The organism is Sphingomonas sp. Leaf67, from assembly GCF_001421965.1.
Taxonomy (GTDB): Bacteria; Pseudomonadota; Alphaproteobacteria; order Sphingomonadales; family Sphingomonadaceae; genus Sphingomonas.
This window is the reverse complement of sequence record NZ_LMLP01000005.1, coordinates 1-20,779: the sequence shown is the minus strand read 5'-3', so window position 1 is coordinate 20,779 and position 20,779 is coordinate 1. Positions and strand designations below refer to the sequence as shown.

The following is a 20,779-nucleotide window of genomic DNA, read 5'->3' as shown; positions in this document are numbered from 1 at the left end:
CTTCAGGCCATGACCCAGCCGCCGTTGACGTGCAGCGTCTGGCCGGTGATGAAACTCGCCTCGTCGGCGGCGAAAAAGGCGATGGCCGCGGCGATGTCGGCGGCGGTCCCGCGCCGCTTGATCGCCTGCGCGTCCAGCACCATGCGGTTGTACCCTTCCGGATCGGGGTGGATCGCCTCGGCATCGGTCGGGAAGGCTCCCGGCGCGATCGCGTTGACGGTCACGCCATACGGGCCGAACTCGCGCGCCCATGCCCGCGTCAGCCCGATCAGCGCGCCCTTTGACGCGACATAGGGCGAAAGATGCGCCCACCCGCCGGAAATGGTGATGCTGGCGATGTTGACGATCCGACCGAAGCCACGCGCGCGCATCCCCGGCAATGCGGCCTGCACCGCGACGATCCCGGCATCGACGTTCACCCGCTGGACGAACTGATGCTCCTCAATCGAATAGTCCTCGAACGGTTTCGACGGATAGATGGCGGCGTTGTTGACCACCACGTCGATACCGCCCGACTCGGCGATCAACCGGTCGAGCTCGGCGCGCAAGCCGGTGAGATCGGACAGGTCGACGGTAGATACCACCAGCCGCCCGGTATCGAGGGCGCTTGCCGCATCCCGCAGCTTCGCGACCTTCGCCGGGTCATTGTCGAGAGCGATCACGGTCGCCCCGCGCCGCATCAGCAGCAGCGTGGTGTCAAGCCCCAGTCCGCCCGCCGCGCCGGTATAGAGGATCCTGCGACCGATCATGACCGGCCCCGGATCGGCGGGAAGATGCCGCTGGGTTGCGGATAGTCCGCCTGCGGCTGGTGGGCGACCGCTTCGATGCGGGCGACGGCATCCGCCACCGCCGCCGCATCGGGCAGCAGGCGAAGCACGGTGTCGTACCGGCGTTCTTGCCCATGCTCCAGTTCGATCAGCTCGCCGCGATTACGCGCGAAGTCCTTGCCCATTACGTGGTTGGTCGATGGTTCGATGCCCAGCGCGTAATGGCCGGCGTGGAAGTTCTGCCACTGGTACATCGCCGGAAACTGGGTCTTCAGCGTCTCCACCTCGAAGCCGAAGCCGATCGCTTCGTTGACCAACGCGACGTTGACCCGGCCGTGGGGATCGGCGGCCATGTCGTGCTGCCACACCTGTTCGTGGAAATTGGCGATCGGCGCGGGGGCGGTGCGATAGCCGACGCCCTGCGCCTGATAGCTGTCGACATGCGCCGCCCAGACGACGTCGCGGATGGGCGCGACATAGCGTGCGCCCGGTGCCAGCACTGGATGGCCGACGTTGATATGGTAGCAATACATATGCGGCGTGCGGTAGAAACCGTGGTTGACCACGCGGTCGTGCAGCCGGATCTCGTCCCCGCCGACATCGGCTTCGATCCGGCGGATCAGGTGGAGGTCCTCGCCGAACACCGTCGATTGCTGCACCACACCTTCGGCCCACAATACGCAGTAGTCGCCGTCCCAATGCTCGCCATAGCCGGTCAGGCGCGCGGGGATCGTGCCGATGCGGCCGTGGAGCGACGACGCCACCTTGGCGCGCGGGCCGTAATGATAGTGCCCGGCCGGATCGTCGTGCATGAACAGCGTGTGGTCGAGGCCGCAGGTGATGTTCAGCCCCGACATCGACCGGAACCAGCCCAGCCCGCCTTCGCCCTCATAATCGTGCAGTCCGGGGTGCCGGAAGCCAGAGGGCGAATGCCATCCGACCGCGCGCCCGGCATGCTCGCATTCGGCAATATCCATCGCCCGGTCGATCAACACCGTGAAGCGCAGCCCGGTGCCGGTGCGGAATTCGAGCTGGCGGATACCACGCTCCACCCCGTCGCCCAGCGTCGACAGCCGCACGCCGGCGAACTGAGACAATGCCCCGGTCCGGGTCGCCAGCGTCCGCCGCGACATCGTCTCGCCGAACAGCGTGACCACCCTGCCTCTCCCCTCTATCGTAAGACGTATGATGTTTAGCTTTGGTGTCGGGTAACGTCAATCGTCCATCGCGAAAGTCCAGTCGCCCGATCCGATGCTGAACCGGACCATGCCGTCCGCGTCGCGCAGGTCGTGGATGGCAGGGTGGACGCGCAGCGCCCGGCCGCCCTCGCGCCACGCACGGCACATCGGCAGTTCGACGTCGGCGGTGGTATTGGCCGGAACCGACAGCGCCAGTCCGGTCAGCCCGTCGCCGTCACCATGCGTTCGCGTCGCGATCCGCCCGACACAGGAATCATAGGACGCCTCGACCCGCCCGACCCCGGGCAGCCACAGCGGCCGCACCGCGATTCGCCCGAACCCCGGCGCACCCGGCGCGATCCCGGCGAGCCGGCGATAGAAGAACCCGACCACCGCGCCGAAGGCATAATGATTGTAGCTGTTCATCGCGATATCGCCGGTATCGCCGTTCCACCGCTCCCACACGCTGGTCGCACCTTGCCCCGCCATATAGCCCCAACCCGGATAGTGGGTCTGAAGCAGCAGCGCCTCGACCTCGGCCAGCAACCCCGCGTCGGCCAGCACGTCGAGCAGATAGGGCGTGCCGAGAAACCCGGTCGACAGCGTCATGCCTCGTGCGCGGATATCGTCGGCCAGCACACGTGCGGCGGTGGCGCGCCACTCCGCCGGTACCAGTCCCATGTGCAGCGCCAGCACCTGCCCGGTCTGGCTGCCGTTGCCGACCCTGCCGCCTTGGCCGCCATATTCGGCGGCGAAGGCAGCGCCGATCCGCAGGCGCAGCGCGCGATAGTCCGCCGCCTCGTCGCGCCGTCCGGTCGCATCGGCCATCGCCGCCATCAGCTCGGCCGTCCATGCCCAATAGGCGGTGGCGCACAGTCCGCGCGGCGTTGTTTCGTCATCGGGCTTCACCGCATCGACCGACAACCAGTCGCCCAGATCGAGTCCGCGATCGTGACGCCACACGCCATCGGGATTGGCGGCGGCGACATGCGCCATCCACCGCGTCATCGCTGTCCAGTTCTCGTCGATGACCGCCGTGTCGCCGTAGCGCTGCCACAGTTGATACGGCAGGATCACCCCCGCCTCGCTCCACCCGGCGGTGACGACGGGCGGATAGGATTGCGGTTGCGGCACGACGATCGGATAGCCGCCGTCGGCGCGCTGAGCGGCGCGGACGTCGATCAGGAACCGGCGCAGGAAGGGGGCGACCTCCATGTTGAACGCCGCCGCATCGAGGAACACCTGGATGTCGCCCATCCACCCCATGCGTTCGTCGCGCTGCGGGCAATCGGTCGGGACGGCGAAGAAGTTCGACCGCTGGCTCCACAGTGCGTTGCGCCAGATCGTCTGCAACAACGGGGCATCGACGAAGCGCATCGCGCCGGTGATGCGGCAATCGCTATGGACGACGATGCCGACGACATCCTCGACCTCCGGCACCCCCGGATAGCCCTCGATCTCGACATAGCGGAAGCCGTGATAGGTGAACGACGGCTCGAACGTCTCGCGCGCGCCGGTTCCCGCCAGAATGAACCGGTCGGTCGCGCGGGCGAGGCGCAGGTTGGCCATGTCGACCGTGCCGTCGTCGCCGAGCAGTTCGGCGAAGCGCGCGGTGATCGTCGTGCCCGCGTCGCCCCGCGCGGCGATCCGTGCCCAACCCGCGAAATTCTGCCCGAAATCGAACACGAACCGGCCCGGCACCGGCTCGGCGACTGTCACCGCGCGGCGTTCGTCCACGGCACGCAGCGGCGGCGAGACGAGCGGCAGCAGCGCAACGTCGGGCGCGGTGCCGATGGCGGCGGTCGACCAGCCCGAATCGTCGAACCCGGCATGGTCCCACGCCGCGATCGTCCACCGCGCGTCGACCGTCTCGCCATCGTAGATTTCGGACCGCATGATCGGGGAGGGGGCGATGCGCCAGCCGGGACCGGTCGCGATCCGCTGCCGGCTGCCATCGGCATGGTCGATGTGCAGTTCGGCGCGCACCCGGCGCGGTGCGGGGCCGAACGCATAACGTTCGATCCGCCAGCCGAACGCGCTGGCATACCATCCGTCGCCGACCGTCAGTCCGATGGCGTTGGCGCCCGGCACAATCAGCCCGGTAACGTCGACGCTTTCGTAAAAGACATGGGCATCGGCGACGCTGATCTCGGGCGAGAGGATCGCGTCCGACACCCGTTGCCCGTTGATCGTCGCGATATGACTGCCGAGCGCCGTCGCATAGAGGCGGGCGGCGACGATCCCGCCGCGCGCGACGAAGTCGTGGCGCAGCAGCATCGCCGGTTCGGCCGGGCGCGGGTCGTTGCCGGCGTTCGATCCGCTCGGAACCGCGCAGGGCCAGTCGCCGGCGTCGAAGCCCGCATCCTGCCATCCTGCCGGCGGATCGGGCAGCACCCGCCACGCCGGTCCGCTGACGATCCGGTCGATCCGCCCGTCGGCGTGGTGCAGCCGGATCAGGCTGGCGAACGCGCCGCCATCGACCGGAAAGAAGCCGGTGACATCGGCGTCGACCGCGACGCAGACGCTGGCGCGGCCGGGCCGCAGCGTCGCCACGACCGGGGCGAGCGATCCCCAGAACGGCAGCGGACTATCATAGCCCCATGGCTGGTCGAGCGGCGCGGGCAGCCCGTCGATCCACACGCCGCGCAGATGATCCTTGCCCGCCACCGCGATCTCGGCATGCACCACGTCGGGCGGGACGAGCAGGTCGAGGCGGAAGCCGTGCAGGCGCGGGTCGAGCGCGGTGTCGCTCCATACCCATGCCATGCCCGCCATCCGGTCGGCAGCGGCAAGGTCGTCCTCCGCCTCAATCCAGTCGGCGCCCCATGTGTCTAACAGTCCCGCCTCGAACCATGCCGGACGGGAACCGGCCTGCCGTCCGTCGGCGGTGGCGATCTCGACCGACCATGACACCCGTTGCCGGGGGCGTGGCGGCGGCCCGCCATAGGGGACGGCGAAACTGGCATCGGAGGCCACCTCGCCGCTGTCCCAGACGACGGCCCCGTCCGCTTCGGCGCGGATGCGGTAGCGCGACTGGACGACGCCGTGGCCGTCGCTCTCGATCCGCCACGACAGGCGCGGGGCGGGGACGTGGATGCCGATCGGATCGACGATGGCCTCGACACGAAGGTCGACGACGCGCAGGGTCATGCGGTGGCTCCGGCGGTAAGGCGAAGTGCAGGGTCGGCAAGGATCGACCGGTCGATCGCGGCGATCCGGTTCACGCCGGTCAGCGTCATCGCCACGGTCATCTCGCGCGCGATCAGGTCAACGAGCCGGGCGACGCCCGCCTCGCCCTGCGCCGCCAGCGCATAGATCCACGCGCGACCGAGCAGGACGCCCTTCGCGCCCAATGCCAGCATGCGCACGACGTCCAGCCCGGAGCGTATCCCGCCGTCCGCCAGCACGCTCAGCGCATCCCCCACCGCGTCGGCGATCGCGGGCAGCGCGCGCGCGGTCGAAAGCACGCCGTCCAGTTGCCGGCCGCCGTGGTTCGACACGACGATGCCGTCTGCGCCGATGCGCACCGCCTCCCGCGCGTCCTCGGGATCGAGGATGCCCTTGATGACCAGCGGGCCGTCCCATGCCGCGCGGATCCAGTCGAGGTCACTCCACCGGATCGACGGATCGAAATTCTTCGCCAGCCAGCCCATATAATCGTTCAGCCCGCTGTCGCTGCCCAGCACCGGCAGCAGATTGCCCAGCATGTGCGGCCGGCCGCGCAGCCCCACATTCCATGCCCAGTGCGGCCGCCCCAGCGTCTGCATCACCCGTCGCAGCGGCGCGCGCGGGCCGGACATGCCGGCATGGGCGTCGCGGTAGCGTGCGCCGGGCACCGGCATGTCGACGGTGAACACCAGCACGCCGGCGCCCGCCGCCTTCGCCTGCGCGATCAGGTCGCGCATGAACGCCCGGTCGCGCAACACGTACAGTTGGAACCAGAACGGGTCGGCGACCGCCGCGACCTCATCGATCGAACAGATCGACACCGTCGACAGGCAGGCGGGAACCCCGGCCGCCGCCGCCGCGCGGGCGGCCTGCACCTCGCCGCGCCGGGCGTACATGCCGCCGATGCCGACCGGACCCAGTGCGAGCGGCAGGGCGATCTGGCGGCCGAACAAATTGGTCGTCAGGTCGATGGCGGCCACGTCGCGCAACACCCGCTGGCGCAGGCCGATGCCGGCTAGGTCGGACACGTTGCAGCGCAGCGTCTCCTCGCCATTGGCGCCGCCATCGGCATAATCGAACAGGAATCGCGGCACGCGCCGTCGTGCGGCCTCGCGGAAATCGCTGGCGGAGGAAATAATCATCAGTAGGAGCTGAACAGCGCCTGCCGCGCCAGATTGAGCGCGGCCACCGCATCCTGCCGGTCCTGTGCTGCCTGCATCGCGGCGAAGTCCAGCTTGTCCAGCGCGCGCTCCACCGCCTTCAGGAAGCCGATCGCCGAATTGGCGGCGGCGACGCTGTCCTCGCGGAACGGGAACTGATCGAGCTGCCACACGCCCTCCCACCCGTTCTTGCGTAGGGTATAGAAGAACTCGAACAGCTCGATCGGATGGACCGAGCCGACGATCAGATCGTCGTCCCACCCGCGAAAATTGTCGTTCACGTCCATCCCGAACAGCCGGCCGTGATCGATCGCCAGTTGCGCGGCGTCGGCCGGGCTTTCGCCGCCGTACAGCGAATGGCCGAAATCGAGCAGGATACCGACATTGGGCAGCCCCATCCGCTCGATGCCCAGCAGGGTGCGCGCGACACTGTCGTAGCTCATGTGGACGCGCGGTTCACGCGGCTTGTATTCGATGACGAATTTCAAGTCGGGGTTCTGTCCCGCCAATTCGGCCACGCCTTCGACGCTCATCCGCCACAGGTCGCGGTGGTCGACCTGGAACGGATAGTCCCACCCGTCCTGCCCCGGCCACAGCTTCACATAGTCCGCGCCGAAATGGCGGACGACGCGGGCGGCGTCGTTGCACATCTCATTGGCGAGGCGGCGGATGCCCGGATCGGGATTGGTGAAGGCGCCGCGCGCGAACTGCCGCGTATAGATTTCGGGCGTAATCCCGATCACCGACAGCGCGTTGCGCGCCAGCGCCGCGTCGACCTGAGACAGCGACAGGCTGGGATCGACGAAGGGATAGTTGATGTCCACTACCGACAGGTCGTCGACCCGCCCCGCCAGATCGATCATGTCGATCAGCGAACGGGTCTCGCCATAGCCATCGGTGGCGTAGCGATCGACATAGGTTGCGAAATGCCAAATCCCGGCACCATAGCGTTGCTTGCCCATCTATCGATCCTCCCGCGAAATTTTAGCCAAGCAACGCAATTGCGTTCCGGCAATAATCACATATAAGACGTCATATGAATAATATGTTCGCCACAGGCAATGACGATTTCGCCGCGCGCGCCGATCGGGTGCGTGCCAGGGCCAACTGGATGCGTCGGCGGCTCCTGGCGATGATCGTCGGGGCGGGGCAGGGGCATCCCGGCGGCGACCTGTCGGCGACCGATATCCTCGCCACGCTGTATTTCGACGTTCTGCGGATCGATCCCGCCCGGCCCGACGATCCGAACCGCGACCGGTTCGTGATGAGCAAGGGACATTGCACCGGCGCGCTCTATTCGGCGCTGGCGGCGCGAGGCTTCTTTCCCGAAGCCGAACTCGACACCTATCTCCAGCCGGAATCGCGGCTGAACGGCCATCCCAACCGGATGTATCTGCCGGGCGTCGAAACCAACACCGGACCCCTCGGCCACGGGTTTCCGGTCGCGGTGGGCATCGCCATCGCCGGACAGATCGACCGGGCCGACTACCGCGTCTTCGCGCTCACCGGCGACGGCGAATTGCAGGAAGGCAGCATGTGGGAGGCAGCGATGCTCGCCGGGCATCGGCGGCTGGGCAAGCTGACCGTCGTGGTCGATCGCAACCGCCTGCAACAGGGTGCGAGGACGGAGGATACGAACGCGCTCGAACCGCTGGCCGACAAATGGCGCGCGTTCGGCTGGGAAGTCGTCGGCGTCGACGGGCATGACGCGGGCGCGCTGCTGGCGGCGTTCGACGCGGCGGCGGCCCCACGCGACCGGCCGCTGTGCATCATCGCCGATACCGCCAAGGGTCAGGGCGTCAGCTTCATGCGCGATCAGGCGGGCTGGCATCATGGCGTGCCGAATGCGGCGCAATATGTCCAGGCGATCCGCGAGCTGGAAGCGGAGATGGCGTCGTGAGCGTCGCCGCGTCCAACCCGCACGGTCTGTTCGACTGCCGTGACGCCTATGTCGCCGCGCTGGAGGACATGGCGACCACCGACGACCGCATCGTCGCGGTAGTCAACGACTCGGTCGGATCGTCGAAGCTCGGCAGGTTCCGCGACCGTTTTCCCGACCGGCTCGTCAACGTCGGCATCGCCGAACAGAATATGGTCAGCGTCGCCGCGGGGCTGGCCAACGGTGGCAAGGTGCCGTTCGTCAGCGGCGCGGGATGTTTCCTGACCGCGCGGGCGATGGAGCAGATCAAGGTCGACTGCGGCTACAGCCAGGCCAACGTCAAGTTGTGCGGCATCTCCAGCGGCGTCGCCTATGGCGAACTGGGCGCGACGCATCACAGTATCGAGGATGTCGCGTGGTTGCGCGCGATCGACAAGCTGACGGTGATCGTCCCCGCCGATCCATGGCAGACCGATGCCGCGATCCGCGCCGCCGCCGCGCACGACGGCCCGGTCTATGTCCGCATCAGCCGGATGCCGGTGCCCGCGCTCGACCGGGACGACACCCCCTTCGCGATCGGCCGGGCCGAGACGCTGCGCGAGGGCGGCGACGTGGCGATCGTCGCCAGCGGGACGCTGGTCCACCGCGCGATCGCCGCCGCCGACATCCTTGTGGGTGAGGGGGTGGCGGCGCGCGTCGTCAACATGGCCACTGTGTCGCCGATCGATGCCGCCGCGCTGGCCGCGGCGGCGGCGACCGGCGCGATCGTGACCGCCGAGGAAGGGCTGGCGCACGGCGGGTTGGGCGGCGCGGTCGCCGAATGGTGCGCGCGCCATGCGCCGGTGCCGATGCGGATGCTGGGCTTTCCCGGCTTCCTGCCGACCGGATCGGCCGACTGGCTGATGGAGCGCTTCGACCTGACCGCCACCGGTATCGCGGCGGCGGTGCGCGACGTGCTCGGACAGCGGGCGGCGTGATGAGCCGCCCGGTCATCCTCGCGATCGATCAGGGGACGACCAATACCAAGGCGTTGCTGGTCGCCACCGACGGCACGGTCGTCCGGTCGCGGTCGCGCGCGATGCGCGTCGCCTATCCGCGGCCCGGCTGGGCCGAACAATCGGCGTCCGACATCTGGGAAGCGGTCGCCGCGCTGATCGGCGAACTGGTCGCCTCCGCCCCCGATGTGCGGGTCATGGGGGTGGCCATCGCCAACCAGCGCGAAACCGTGGTGATCTGGGACGCGGCTACGGGTCGGGCACTGACTCCGGCAGTGCTGTGGCAATGCCAGCGATCGGCCGGGCGGCTGGCCGCGCTGCGCGGGCAGGGGCACGAACCGCTGGTGCTCGCGCGCACCGGGCTTAGCCTCGACCCGCTATTTCCCGCCGCCAAGATCGCCGGCCTGCTCGACGCCATGCCCGGCGCGCGCGACCGCGCGGCGCGCGGTGAACTGCGCTGCGGCACGATCGACAGTTGGCTGTTGTGGAACCTGACCGATGGCGCGGTACATGCGACCGATCATAGCAATGCGTCGCGCACTCAGTTGTTCGATCTCGATCGGCTGCGCTGGGACGAGGATCTTGCCGCGATCTTCGACGTGCCGCTCGCCATGCTGCCGCAGATACTGTCGTCGGATGCCGCGTTCGGCACCGTCGCGCCCGGCATCACCGCGTTGCCGCCGGGCACCCCGATCCATGCCATGGTCGGGGACAGCCATGCCGCGCTGTTCGCGCACGGGATCGAGACCCCGGGCAGCGGGGTGAAGGCGACGATCGGCACCGGCAGCTCGCTGATGACGCCGACCGACGGGCGGGTGCGCTCGGCGCACGGCCTGTCCGGCACAATCGCGTGGAGCCGTGGCGGCGTCGTCCGCCATGCGCTCGAAGGGAATATCTCGGTGTCGGGGCAGGCGGCGGCATTCGTCACGACGCTGCTCGGGCTGACCGACGAAGCGGGGCTGACGGCGCTGGCGGCCACCGTCGCCGATGCCGGCGGAGTGACGTTCGTCCCCGCGCTGGCCGGGCTGGGCGCGCCGCACTGGCGACCGCAGGCGCGCGGGCAGATCGGCGGCATGACCCTGTCGACCCGCCCGGCGCACGTCGCGCGCGCGACGCTGGACGCGATCGCCCTCCAGATCGCCGACGTGCTGGTCGCGATGGAGGCCGATCTCTGCCGCAGCTGCGCCACCGTGTCGATCGACGGCGGCGCGGCGAAGAACCCGTTGCTGGCGCAGCTTCTCGCCGACCTGACCGGCCGGTCGATCCTTCGCCCGCATGCTGCCGAAGCCAGCGCGCTGGGCGCGGCACGGTTGGCGGCCGAGGCGATGGGACTGGACGGTGCCGACCTGCGACTGACGCCCGAGGCGGTGTTCGTACCCGCGATCGACGCGCCGGCCCGGGCGGCGATGCGCGCCCATTGGGCAAGCGCGATCAAACACGCGGGGTGACGCGGTGCCGGGCCGGGCATCCCCCCGGCCCGGCCTGCCGTCCTACGCCGCCTGCCCCTCCATCTCCGCCTCGAGTTCGTCGAGCGACTTGCCCTCGTTGCGCGGTGCGCCGAGGTAGCCGATCAACCCGCTCAGAACCAGGAACCCGGTCAGGATCCAGGCCAGCGTCTGGAATCCGGTCGCCGTCAGCAGCGGCACGAAGAAGCTGAAGATACCCAGCGTGATCCGCACGATCCCGAACATCAGCCCCTGCGCCGTCGATCGCAGCAACGTGGGGAACATCTCGGCGCTCCAGAGCTGGAAGAAGGATTGTGCGCCGAACCCCTGGCCGATGCTCATCAGCACCACATGGAACAGCGCCATCGGCAGCGTCAGCGGAAAGATCGCCAGCAGCGACATGCCGATCACCTGGACGATCGCCGACACCAGGAACAGCGTGCGCTGGTTAACCCGGTCGGACAGTCGCATGAAGATCAGCCAGATCGACAGCACGCCGAGCAGGAAGCTGAACGACTGCACCGCCACCGCCATCGCCTGGCTCTGGTTGCCGACCGTGCGCAGGATATAGGGAAAGAAGAAGCCGTTGGTGCCCGCCCACAGGTTCCACATGCCGTACATGCCGATCAAAAACGCCATCGGCGCGATCCACTGCCTTGTCATCAGGTCGCGCAGCCGCGCGGGCTGCGCCGTCGGGCCGGCCGCCGGTGCCTTGTCCGCCTGCGCATCCAGCCAGCGTTGCGATTCCTTCATCCGCGATCGCAGGAAGGTCAGCGCCACCGCCAGAATGGCAAGGTGCGCGAACACGATCCGCGCGCCGAGCAGGCCCAGCGGTTCGAGCACCAGAAACATCAGCAGCACGACGACCGGGCCCAGATACCACAGCACCTGCGCCACGCCACTATGCTTGCCGCGCGCGCCCTTTGGTGCGGTTTCGGCGATCAGCGACCATGATGCCGGAATATCCGCGCCGACCGCCAGCCCGACGAGGAAGAAGCCGATCAGCACCATCCACGCATTCATCGCGAAGATCAGCCACAACATGCCGAACGCATAGAACAGCATGTCATATTGGTAGATCTTCTTGCGCCCGAACAGGTCGCACAGCCGCCCGCCGACGAACGCGCCGATGCCGGCGGAAATGGCGTTCGGCCCGAACGCGCCAATCAGCCCGACGAAACCGGGGCTTAGGTCATAGGCCTGCATCCACAGTGCGAGCGCGGCCGAACCCGCGACGATGGATCCGGCATCGATATAGTTGGCAAGCCCGGCCAGAATCGTGTTCTTCCAGTCGTTTCGGTCGGAACCGATTCCTTCCGCGATTGCGCCTTCCATTCCCTCTCCCTTCGGTTCTATATCATATGACGACATATGATAGTATGAGTTGCGGCGCAATTGGAGAGCGATGGTGACGGTTTCGCGAAGGACCATTTTGGGCGGTGCGGCGGCCGTGGCGACGGCGGCACTGACTCCGGCTGCCGCGGCCGGGAACCCACAGCGGGTCGAGCGCTGGGGACTCCACGAGATCGCGCTCGCCGGCCCGGCGGGCGGCAACCCGTTCGACGACGTGACGCTGAGCGCGACCTTCGCGCTGGGAACGGCACGGATCGCGGTGCCCGGCTTCTACGATGGCGATGGCATCTATCGCATCCGCTTCAGCCCGCCGTCGCTCGGGCGATGGACGTGGACGACGGCGAGCAACGTCGCCGCGCTCGACAGGCGAAGCGGGACGGTGGAGAGCGTGCCCCCGTCGGCCGGCAACCACGGCCCGGTGCGGATGACGCGCGACGGCTATCATTTCGTCCACGCCAACGGCACGCCCTATCGTCCGGTGGGCACGACCGCCTATTCGTGGGCGCTGCAATCCGATGCGCAGTGCGCCCGGACGCTGGCGACGCTGAAGGCCGGACCGTTCAACAAGATCCGGATGTGCGTCTTCCCGAACGTCGCATCGGTCGCGACCGATCCGTTCGTGCGCACCGGCGGGGGGCCGCGCGACTGGGACCCGACCCGCTTCGATCCCGCCTATTTTCGCCGGTTCGAGGACCGCGTCCGCCGGCTGGGCGAACTGGGGATCGAGGCCGACGTCATCCTGTTCCACCCCTACGACAAACTGCGCGGCTATTCGGCGATGCGGCGGTCGGACGACGAACGCTATGTCCGCTACGTCGCAGCGCGATTCGGTGCGTATCGCCATGTCTGGTGGGCGATGGCCAACGAATATGACATCGTCGAGGACAAGACGATCGCCGACTGGGACCATCTGTTCGCGGTACTGGTTGCCGCCGATCCGCACGACCGGCTGCGGTCGATCCACCAGCTCAACGTCTATTACGATCACCGCAAGCCATGGATCACCCATGCTAGCATTCAGCACGGCGCGGCGGTGCTCGACGACGGGCGGGTCCATCCGCACCGCAATTTCGCGCAGAAGGCGGTGATCTTCGACGAGGTGATCTACGAGGGGAATTCGGACAAGCGCTGGGCGCGGCTTACCGGCGAGCAACTAGTCGAACGTTTTTGGTGGGGCACGCTCGGCGGTGCCTATGTCGGGCATGGCGAGGTTTTCACCGATACCGGCAATCCCGACCAGTCGTGGCTGGGGCAGGGCGGCAGCCTGCGCGGGACCAGTCCGCCCCGGTTGGCGTTCCTGAACCGCATCCTCGCAAGCGTACCGTCGCCAGGGATCGATCCGATTCAGCAATTCTGGGACTATCATCTCGGCGGGCGCGATTTCACTTGGTATCTTAAATATTTCGGCAACAGCCGCCCGACGCGCTGGGACGTCGTCCTGCCCACACGCGCTGCCAATCCGCACCCCGATTACCGGATCGACATCCTCGACACATGGAACATGACAATCACACCGGTGGAAGGCGTGTTCCATATGGTCCAGCGCGACGAATACGACAGTCACGACCCTGCGCGGCCGAGTATTGTTCTGCCAGGGAGCCCCTATATTGCGCTACGTATAATGAAAGTGTAAAAATTCGCTGGACATTCCACGAATTTTTGAAACCGGTTTATTGCTAGGTGTACTGTGTATAGCCCGATAATATACGAATCACTGGAGTCAAAAAATTAACGATCGTCAGTATTGGGTTTGGGAATTACGGATGTAAGGGCGGCAATTGGAACGGCTCGGAGCGACCGGATGATCCTAGAAAGCGTCGTTGCCAGCCAACGGTTAGTTTTTCCGGGTATGGTCAACAGCTATTACATTTATGCGCGGAACAACGGAACGCATGTGCCAATGGGATTGGCATGAGAATGGCTAGGGCGGCTCAGTAGTACGGTTCGTACCTTGGTACGCCGACCGGCGTGCCGCGGGCGAAGGATAATGCACACAAATAGACAGTACGACTCGGCCGTCCAAAAGAAAATTACTGGTACGTCGATGTTGAACTCATGCGCGTTAATGAACGAGCGGCCGATGTTGGGGATTCAATAAGGTGGTGTGAATGGCGGCTTGTGGGTCCTACCGCCTATCGGTGCACAGGTGACGAGCGCCACTTTAGAACCGCCCACGAGTAGATCACTCCTTGACGGCACCAATCTGCTTAAGCAGGTTCAAGTTGTCCATCAGAGCCCAATGCTCGACCAGTTTGTCACCTTCGATACGGAACAGGTCCATCACTTCGATATCGGTGCGCGTCCCTGTCGCCGGCGTGCCTCCATACTCGCCAGAGTGGGTCGCGACCTGACGTAAGTGAACGAGCACGCGGTCGCCTTCCGCCACCACTTGCACGATTTGATATTGGATGTTGGAGAAGCCGCCGTGTAGGACAGAGGCCAGCTTCCTGGTCCCCGCCGGCCCTACGACCGGGAAATCAAGTCCGGCGTCGTGGCGGACGAATTCGGGCGCAATATGCACTTCCCACCATTCCTCATCGCGGTCACGGAAAGCGGGAAAGTAGGCAAGCGCCAGCGCCCTGTTGGATTCGACTGACATAATCCGTTCCTGGAAAAGGGGCAGGCGGAGGGCCCGCCTCGCATAGATCAAGATAGCGGCGGTTGACCGTTCGATGCGGTGAGGCCACCGTCCACGGGCAGATTAACACCTGTCACAAAATGCGCGTCCTCACTCGCTAAGAACGCGATCACACCTGCAATGTCGGAGGGTTCGGCGCCGCGTCCGAGCGGGATGCGCTCTTCGAATTTGGCAATAAGCTCGGGCTGTTCCTTCATGCCCGCAGTCAGTGCGGTATAGGTCAGCGACGGGTTGACCGCGTTGACGCGGACGCCGTTCTTCGCCTCGTCCATCGCCAGAGCTCGCGTGAAGTTGCTGACCGCCCCCTTTGCCGCACAGTAGAAGCTGTGGTTCCAGTCACCGCCCAACCCCGACACCGACGAGACGTTGACGATGCAGCCCTTCGACTGGCGCAAGTGCGCGATCGCCGCACGGCTCATATGGACGACGCCATAGAGGTCGGTTTCGATCACCTTCGTGAACTCGGCAAAGTCGCCTTCGTCGACCTTGCCAAGGTGATCGACGCCGGCGTCGTTGATCAGCACGTCTATCCGACCGAACCGATCGACCGCAGCCTTAACCAATGCCTCGCATGCCGCGCGATCGGACACGTCGGTTTCGCGGGTCTCGACCGTGCCGCCGAACTCGCCCGCCAACTTGTCGAGCGCACCCTTGTCGATGTCGCCCAGTACAAGCGTGGCACCTTCGTCGGCGAAGCGGCGAGCGGCGCCCTCACCGATCCCCGAGGCGGCACCGGTGATGACGACGACCTCGTCGGAAAAGCGCGCCATTACGCGTTCTCCGCCTGTGCATCGTGCTTGCCTTCGCAAAATTCCTCAACCAGCTTGGCGCAGAAGGCAGGCAGATCGTCCGGGCTACGACTGGTGACGAGGCCTTGGTCAACGACGACCTCCTGATCGACCCAAGTGCCGCCCGCATTCTCGATGTCGGTCTGAAGGGTCGGGAACGAGGTCAATGTACGGCCGCGGACCTGACCGGCCTCGATCAGCGTCCATGGTGCGTGGCAAATTGCAGCAACGGGCTTCTTGGCAGCGAAGAAGTCGCGAACGAACGAGACGACCTTATCCGATCCGCGCAGCTTGTCCGCACCGACGCAGCCGCCCGGGATGATGAGCGCATCGAACTGATCGGCCGAAACCCCGTCGATCGCCTTGTCGACCTTGAACTTCGCGCCGGGATCGAGATCGTTGTTGAACGTCTCCGCCTCGCCCGTCTCCAGGCTGACGACGGTGACCTGCCCGCCTGCTTCCTCAACTGCAGCTTTCGGTTTGGCGAACTCAGGTTCTTCAGTCCCGCGCGGCGCGATCAGGATCGCGATGTTTTTGCCTTCGAGTTTCATGATGGTCCTCTCACTATCAGCAGCACTGGCGTTTGAGCTCAGGCCGGGATGTCGTGGATGTCGGCGGTGTTGGCAGCGGCGATACCGTTCTCGCGGTGACGGAGGTCACTGAGCGCCTGATAGACCTGCATGCGCGCACGCATCACACCGCCGAGCGGGCGATGGACCTCCAGGCTATGGGCCGGGCGGAACGTCATCACCTCGTTGAAGTAGCGGACGCGGTCCGGCCCATAGGCTGACTGTCGCGGCAGTCGCATCGTGGCGACGGTGCGATACGGGCTTTCGCTCGCCGGCCAGTCGACGGAGGTGTCCTCGATGGGCTGCGTCTCGGCATCGGTCCACAGCTGCGCCCGAAGTTCGAACACTGCGTCGTTACCCTCAAAGTAATCGACCGCGGCATGGCGGAAGCCATCCTCATCCTGATGAGGGTCGAGCTGCCAATCGATGAGCGCCTGTTGCTCGGCTGCAACGGGAAAGGCCCCGATCTTGGCGACATGGTCGCCGAAGCGGACCGGACACTGGCTGAAATATTCCTCGACCAGGGGGTGGCTGAAGGGGTGGCCATAGAAGTCGAGCGTCGGGCTTGGGCCCGCACCAACCGCGTTCAACACCTTGTTGATGTTGCGAGCGACAGACGCGGCTGCGCTCTTCACCCCCTCGGGCATGGGAACTGTTAGCCCTATTTTTTGGGCCTGCGAGAGGAAACCAGCGGCAGTACCCGCCGGAAAGGTCGTACCGCTGGCAAGGACGAAGTCCTGCGTCGGCGCATCATGGCCGGGCAGTTTCGCGCCCTCGACGCCGAACACCTTGATAGACATGCCGCGGTGCGTCGAGACGTGATCACCGAGCTTCTCACCGGGTCCTTGCGCGAAGCGGACGGCGACATCGAACGCGCCCGGCTCGGCGAACAGGCCTTGGGCAAGTTCGGGCGGCAGCCCGGGTGCGACGATGAGCTTACCGATCACACAAGCCGTGCTCTTGGCGTGGCTCGCCCGTACCGCGTGTCCGTCGCGCTTCTCGACCGTCTGGCTCTCCCAGGTCATCCCCTGGATGATGCCGTCGATGCTCTCCTGTTCGTCGGGCTCTCGTGTTTCGATGTCGGGCGAGTATTGCAAATAGGTCATGGGATGTCCGATCACTTGGCGGGCGGGAAGGAGAACAGCTGCGTCTTGATCGACGGCGGTGCGCCGGGCATGAACCAGTTGGTGTCCTGGATATGGCTGGCGGTGACGTACATCGTCCCGTCGCGCCCTTCGGAGAAGGTGTCGGGCCAGCGCAGGCGGCGATCCGTCAGCACTGTCTCGACGGTCGCGCCGTTCAGCCGCTTGATTGCATAGTCAGTCGGCGAGGTCAGGTAGAGCACGCCCGCCTTGCTCATCCATAGGCCATCGGCAACATGGGTCTGCGCGACCGTCTTCACGGCTGCCGACCTGTCGGTCTCGCTGACGTCCGATCGCAGCTTGGCGGTATCGATCGCGTACAGCGTCTTGCCGGTCAGCGCTTGATAGTAGAGCGTTTTGCCATCCTTCGAGATCGCGATGCCATCGGCAGCGAAGGCGGGCTGGCGGCCATCGGGACGCACCAGCGGCTTGCCGTCGAGCGTGACCTTCACCGTCTTTTCGATCTGCGTCGAGGCGTGCCCATCGAGCGCGCGGTGGCTCTTGCCGCTTTCGAGGTCGACGACGATGATCGCGCCGCGCGTGCCACTGTCGGTGATGTAGCCGGTCTTGCCGTCGGGTGAGAAGCGGATGTCGTTCAGGTAGGTGCCCTGCAGCGCCACATCGCCGGGAACCGGGATCGTCTTCGTCACCGCGTTCGATGCCAGATCGATGCGGACGAGCTTGGGGGCGCCTTCGAGGATTTTCTCGTTTCCGGGCGCGCCGGGATCAAGCACCCAGAGGTTGCCGTGGCCGTCGGGCACGATCGACTGCACGCAAACGAAATAATCGCCGACCGGCAGTTCGTTGGCGCGGGCGTTGCGCCAGCTGTTCCACTTGGCGTCGGGATAGGGGCGTAAGGATCCGTCCTTCATCACCTCGGCAACAGAGATGGGCGCGTCGTCCGTCCAGCGAGGAAAGTTGACGAAGCGACGGCCATCCTCGGTCACCGCGACGCCGGTCGCCTGATGATCGAATTGTGCCACCTGCGTCAGCTGCGCGCTGCGTCCCTGGGCATGGGCGACTCCGGCTGCGGCAGCGGCGACCAGGCCGATGGCGGCGATCCCGGCGGCATAGGGGGCGGCTTTCTTCATGGTCAGGCTCCTGTCGATCGTATCGGTGAGCACGGCGGGGGCGCCGGCGAAGAGGGTAAGGAGGTGGCGCACCACCGCTTGCGGGTTCTCCCGCTGCGGAAAATGGCCGACCCCGGTCATGGTGATGCGAGCGAACCGGCCCGCGAATTTTGCTGGCACGCCCAGCGCGGTCGAGGGCGCATTCACGCCGTCGGCATCGCCGTGAATGTAGAGCGTCGGCAGAGACAAGGTCGTGGTCGCCTTGACCTTGTCCTCCAGCCAGGCGCTTCGTGGATCAGGTTCCGCTTCGCCCCAGCGCGCGCGATAGCTGTGAAGCGTCACATCGACCCAGTCGGGATTGTCGAACGACCGGGCGACACGGTCGAACGTCACCTCGTCGAACCATCCCGGTGGCGACCAATTGACCCAATGCAGATGGGTGAACCCGCGCCGGTCTGCGCGTACCGCTTCCGCCCCGCGGCCCGTCGCCATGAACCAGTGATACCATTGCCGCTGGGTCTGCTCGAATGGCGGCGTTGGCATGCTGCCGAGCCGCGGCGGGGTCGACAGCATCGCCATCCGCTCCACCCGATCGGGCCAGCCGACGGCCAGGGCCTCGGCGGTGTTCGATCCCCAGTCGTGTCCGGCGACCATAAAGTGATCAATTTCGAGCGCGTCGAGCAGTGCGATCATGTCGATCGCGAGCATCGCGCTGTCGCCGGTCCGGGGGGCGTCGTCATCGAGAAAGCGTGTGGCGCCGAACCCACGCAACGTCGGGACGATGACGCGGAACCCTTCCGCGGCCAGTGCGGGGGCCACCTGATCCCATGTCGACGCGTCATCCGGCCAGCCGTGGATGAGGAGCAACGGCTGCCCCTCCTCCGCGCCGTAAAGCGACACCTCCATGTTCAGGTAGCCAGTGCTAATCATCGGCATTCGTCAGCCTCCTGGCGGTGCAACCTTTTGCGTGCGGTGGTGGAATCGGCCGCTCCATCAAAGCTTTGGATTCACCAACAGGACCACGGTCAGAACGGCCAGCGCCCCGTTAATCTCCGCGCCGGCCGGCCAACGTTCAGCGTCTTGGGATCGCACGCCACCTTCGCCGGTCAGGCACGACCGCCAGCAGGCTCGTGGTAGGGGCAGCCGTTCACGCGGGCACGGAAGTCGGCGGAGTGTCGGTAGGTCTCGTTGCGAGCCCGGTTGATGTTCCCGAGCGGCCGGTGTGCGGCAAGCCCGGTCCAGATCGAGAAGCGCAGCTCCTCGTTGATCTGCTGGAACTTGTCCTCGCTCAGGCTGTCCTGTTTGGCCGCTCGGATGGTCGCCACGGTCTGGAAGGGCGCATCTTCTTGCTCCCACTCGACGGTCGGATCTTCGACAGGTTGCTCCTTCAGGTCGCGACAGAGTTGGACCCGCACCTCCCATTCCATCTCAAGCACCTGGGCCTCTGTCCGGATGACGTCGCGCAACGCATCGGGGCGGGTGCTGGCATCGATCGTCGTGCCGGTCTGATCGGTGAGGTCCTCGGACACGGGGAAGACAGCGAATTTGGCGATATAATCGCCATAGCGGAACGGCGTGACGCTGAAGTAGGTCTCGCCGAGCGGATCGTAGTTGGGTGCGCCGCCAAGCGTCTGCACCTTCGGGCTCTCGATACCGACCGCGCTCAGCACGGTGTTCACGCCGCGAAGCACCTTCGACATCGCCTCCTTGGTGCCCTCGAGCTTGTCGGTGGTGCCGGCCAAGAGCTTGAGGTTGCCTAGGAACTGGTCGGCGGTCTTGTTCTGGAAGACCGGGCCGTTGACCATGACGAAGTCCTGCGTCCTTCCGTCGGCGCCGGGCAGGCGTTCACCTTCGACGTCCATGACCTTGAGCGCTAGGCCGCGCGGCAGGCTGATGGTGTCGGGCAGGATGTCGCCCGCGTTGGTCGAGAAGCGCATGACGACCTTGTGCTCGCCCGGGGTGGCGAACAGGCCTTGGGCCAGCTCGGGAGGAAGACCGTCATGGACAGTCAGCGTCCCCTCGAGGAAGCCATGCGCCTTGGCGTGGACCGAACGGACTGCGTGGCCGTAATCCTCCGCTGTCGTCTCGAGGATCTTGTCGAACGTCTCGTTGAGCTTCGTGATCGTCTCGGCTTCGTCAGGTTTCACATCCTCGACGTCGGAAGAATAGCGGACGGGGGTCTGGGTCATGGTCGTTGGTCCTCTCCGGCAAGGAGGCGGCGGCTCGATGCCGCCGCCGTTACGCTCAGCGGCGGGCTGCAGGCGCTTGGAACGCCGTCTTCAGTCGCGCGACTGCGAGATCATTCGCCTGCTTGGCGCCGTTCACGACCTTGGCCATGCCGAAGAACTCATGGGTCACGCCTGGATAAGTCTTCTGCTCGACCTTGTCGCCGGCCGCCCGCATCGCGGCAGCCAACGTCTCGCCATCCGAGCGGAGCGGATCGATCTGCGCGTTGATGATCGTCGTCGGTGGCAGGCCGCGCAAGTTCGCCGCGACCAAGTTCAGCCGGGGGTCCTGCGCATCGGCCTTGCTAGGTGTTTAGTCCCGGCATCTGGTGGATCGGGTTGACGATGAACCGGTCTGGCTCTGACGTCCAGATCTTGGCGATGTATTCGTAGGGCGTGAGG

Annotated in this window: 16 protein-coding genes and 1 pseudogene; 4 read left to right on the top strand and 13 right to left on the bottom strand. The window is 66.1% G+C overall.

The window, feature by feature from the left end:
• Positions 1 to 2 precede the first annotated feature (2 nt).
• From ASE90_RS07060 to ASE90_RS07040, 5 genes are read right to left on the bottom strand one after another with little or no spacing between them, the layout of a single operon-like run.
• A complete protein-coding gene (locus ASE90_RS07060) occupies positions 3 to 749 on the bottom strand; it encodes an SDR family NAD(P)-dependent oxidoreductase (protein ID WP_055998290.1) in 747 nt (248 codons plus the stop codon).
• Entirely contained in the window at positions 746 to 1,924 is a 1,179-nt protein-coding gene (locus tag ASE90_RS07055; protein ID WP_055998288.1) for an aldose 1-epimerase family protein, read from the bottom strand. The genes ASE90_RS07060 and ASE90_RS07055 overlap by 4 nt, the downstream gene beginning before the upstream one ends.
• Before the next feature lie 57 nt (positions 1,925 to 1,981).
• Positions 1,982 to 5,095: an alpha-L-rhamnosidase gene (locus ASE90_RS07050; RefSeq protein WP_055998285.1), complete on the bottom strand. Its 3,114-nt coding sequence runs from the start codon at positions 5,093 to 5,095 to the stop codon at positions 1,982 to 1,984.
• Positions 5,092 to 6,255 (bottom strand): FMN-dependent L-lactate dehydrogenase LldD, encoded by a 1,164-nt coding sequence (lldD, locus tag ASE90_RS07045; protein ID WP_055998282.1) that lies wholly within the window; start codon positions 6,253 to 6,255, stop codon positions 5,092 to 5,094. The genes ASE90_RS07050 and lldD overlap by 4 nt, the downstream gene beginning before the upstream one ends.
• On the bottom strand, positions 6,255 to 7,235 hold the full coding sequence (locus ASE90_RS07040) for a sugar phosphate isomerase/epimerase family protein (RefSeq protein ID WP_055998279.1): 981 nt from the start codon (positions 7,233 to 7,235) through the stop codon (positions 6,255 to 6,257). The genes lldD and ASE90_RS07040 overlap by 1 nt, the downstream gene beginning before the upstream one ends.
• Before the next feature lie 74 nt (positions 7,236 to 7,309).
• On the opposite strand from ASE90_RS07040, the gene ASE90_RS07035 reads away from it, so the two are divergent.
• Genes ASE90_RS07035 through ASE90_RS07025 form a run of 3 tightly spaced genes read left to right on the top strand, consistent with a single transcriptional unit; the run spans position 7,310 to position 10,595 of the window.
• On the top strand, positions 7,310 to 8,173 hold the full coding sequence (locus ASE90_RS07035) for a transketolase (protein WP_235519726.1): 864 nt from the start codon (positions 7,310 to 7,312) through the stop codon (positions 8,171 to 8,173).
• Positions 8,170 to 9,129, top strand: coding sequence for a transketolase family protein (locus tag ASE90_RS07030; protein ID WP_082449640.1), 960 nt, complete (start codon positions 8,170 to 8,172; stop codon positions 9,127 to 9,129). The genes ASE90_RS07035 and ASE90_RS07030 overlap by 4 nt, the downstream gene beginning before the upstream one ends.
• Positions 9,129 to 10,595: an FGGY family carbohydrate kinase gene (locus ASE90_RS07025; RefSeq protein WP_055998276.1), complete on the top strand. Its 1,467-nt coding sequence runs from the start codon at positions 9,129 to 9,131 to the stop codon at positions 10,593 to 10,595. The genes ASE90_RS07030 and ASE90_RS07025 overlap by 1 nt, the downstream gene beginning before the upstream one ends.
• 42 nt (positions 10,596 to 10,637) lie before the next feature.
• On the opposite strand, the gene ASE90_RS07020 is transcribed toward ASE90_RS07025, so the two are convergent.
• Positions 10,638 to 11,927 carry an MFS transporter gene (locus ASE90_RS07020; protein ID WP_055998273.1) on the bottom strand — a complete coding sequence of 430 codons (1,290 nt, stop codon included), beginning with the start codon at positions 11,925 to 11,927 and terminating at the stop codon, positions 10,638 to 10,640.
• A 70-nt stretch (positions 11,928 to 11,997) separates the two neighbouring features.
• Between ASE90_RS07020 and ASE90_RS07015 the strand changes: the two genes are divergently transcribed.
• Positions 11,998 to 13,578, top strand: a complete 1,581-nt coding sequence (locus ASE90_RS07015; RefSeq protein ID WP_056625802.1) for a DUF5060 domain-containing protein — start codon at positions 11,998 to 12,000, stop codon at positions 13,576 to 13,578.
• A gap of 549 nt (positions 13,579 to 14,127) precedes the next feature.
• On the opposite strand, the gene ASE90_RS07010 is transcribed toward ASE90_RS07015, so the two are convergent.
• From ASE90_RS07010 to ASE90_RS06980, 7 genes and pseudogenes are all read right to left on the bottom strand, one after another.
• Entirely contained in the window at positions 14,128 to 14,544 is a 417-nt protein-coding gene (locus ASE90_RS07010; RefSeq protein ID WP_055998344.1) for an ester cyclase, read from the bottom strand.
• Positions 14,545 to 14,591: 47 nt separating this feature from the next.
• Positions 14,592 to 15,353, bottom strand: coding sequence for an SDR family NAD(P)-dependent oxidoreductase (locus ASE90_RS07005; protein WP_055998270.1), 762 nt, complete (start codon positions 15,351 to 15,353; stop codon positions 14,592 to 14,594).
• Positions 15,353 to 15,922, bottom strand: coding sequence for a type 1 glutamine amidotransferase domain-containing protein (locus ASE90_RS07000; protein ID WP_055998266.1), 570 nt, complete (start codon positions 15,920 to 15,922; stop codon positions 15,353 to 15,355). Before ASE90_RS07000 ends, ASE90_RS07005 begins: the two co-directional genes overlap by 1 nt.
• A 38-nt stretch (positions 15,923 to 15,960) precedes the next feature.
• Positions 15,961 to 17,046, bottom strand: a complete 1,086-nt coding sequence (locus ASE90_RS06995; protein ID WP_055998341.1) for a catalase family protein — start codon at positions 17,044 to 17,046, stop codon at positions 15,961 to 15,963.
• An 11-nt stretch (positions 17,047 to 17,057) separates the two neighbouring features.
• Positions 17,058 to 19,088: an L-dopachrome tautomerase-related protein gene (locus ASE90_RS06990; protein ID WP_055998263.1), complete on the bottom strand. Its 2,031-nt coding sequence runs from the start codon at positions 19,086 to 19,088 to the stop codon at positions 17,058 to 17,060.
• Between the two features lie 170 nt (positions 19,089 to 19,258).
• Positions 19,259 to 20,341, bottom strand: coding sequence for a catalase family protein (locus ASE90_RS06985; protein ID WP_055998260.1), 1,083 nt, complete (start codon positions 20,339 to 20,341; stop codon positions 19,259 to 19,261).
• Positions 20,342 to 20,396: 55 nt separating this feature from the next.
• Positions 20,397 to 20,669: pseudogene (locus tag ASE90_RS06980) on the bottom strand (alpha/beta hydrolase); the annotation flags it as partial.
• Positions 20,670 to 20,779: the final 110 nt, after the last annotated feature.

Excerpts from the sequence above, each read along its gene's own strand:
- ASE90_RS07060 (WP_055998290.1), bottom strand. The coding sequence starts at position 749 with ATGATCGGTCGCAGGATCCTCTATACCGGCGCGGCGGGCGGACTGGGG.
- ASE90_RS07050 (WP_055998285.1), bottom strand. The coding sequence starts at position 5,095 with ATGACCCTGCGCGTCGTCGACCTTCGTGTCGAGGCCATCGTCGATCCG.
- lldD (WP_055998282.1), bottom strand. The coding sequence starts at position 6,255 with ATGATTATTTCCTCCGCCAGCGATTTCCGCGAGGCCGCACGACGGCGC.
- ASE90_RS07040 (WP_055998279.1), bottom strand. The coding sequence starts at position 7,235 with ATGGGCAAGCAACGCTATGGTGCCGGGATTTGGCATTTCGCAACCTAT.
- ASE90_RS07035 (WP_235519726.1), top strand. The coding sequence starts at position 7,310 with ATGAATAATATGTTCGCCACAGGCAATGACGATTTCGCCGCGCGCGCC.
- ASE90_RS07025 (WP_055998276.1), top strand. The coding sequence starts at position 9,129 with ATGAGCCGCCCGGTCATCCTCGCGATCGATCAGGGGACGACCAATACC.
- ASE90_RS07020 (WP_055998273.1), bottom strand. The coding sequence starts at position 11,927 with ATGGAAGGCGCAATCGCGGAAGGAATCGGTTCCGACCGAAACGACTGG.
- ASE90_RS07015 (WP_056625802.1), top strand. The coding sequence starts at position 11,998 with ATGGTGACGGTTTCGCGAAGGACCATTTTGGGCGGTGCGGCGGCCGTG.
- ASE90_RS07010 (WP_055998344.1), bottom strand. The coding sequence starts at position 14,544 with ATGTCAGTCGAATCCAACAGGGCGCTGGCGCTTGCCTACTTTCCCGCT.
- ASE90_RS07005 (WP_055998270.1), bottom strand. The coding sequence starts at position 15,353 with ATGGCGCGCTTTTCCGACGAGGTCGTCGTCATCACCGGTGCCGCCTCG.
- ASE90_RS07000 (WP_055998266.1), bottom strand. The coding sequence starts at position 15,922 with ATGAAACTCGAAGGCAAAAACATCGCGATCCTGATCGCGCCGCGCGGG.
- ASE90_RS06995 (WP_055998341.1), bottom strand. The coding sequence starts at position 17,046 with ATGACCTATTTGCAATACTCGCCCGACATCGAAACACGAGAGCCCGAC.
- ASE90_RS06990 (WP_055998263.1), bottom strand. The coding sequence starts at position 19,088 with ATGCCGATGATTAGCACTGGCTACCTGAACATGGAGGTGTCGCTTTAC.
- ASE90_RS06985 (WP_055998260.1), bottom strand. The coding sequence starts at position 20,341 with ATGACCCAGACCCCCGTCCGCTATTCTTCCGACGTCGAGGATGTGAAA.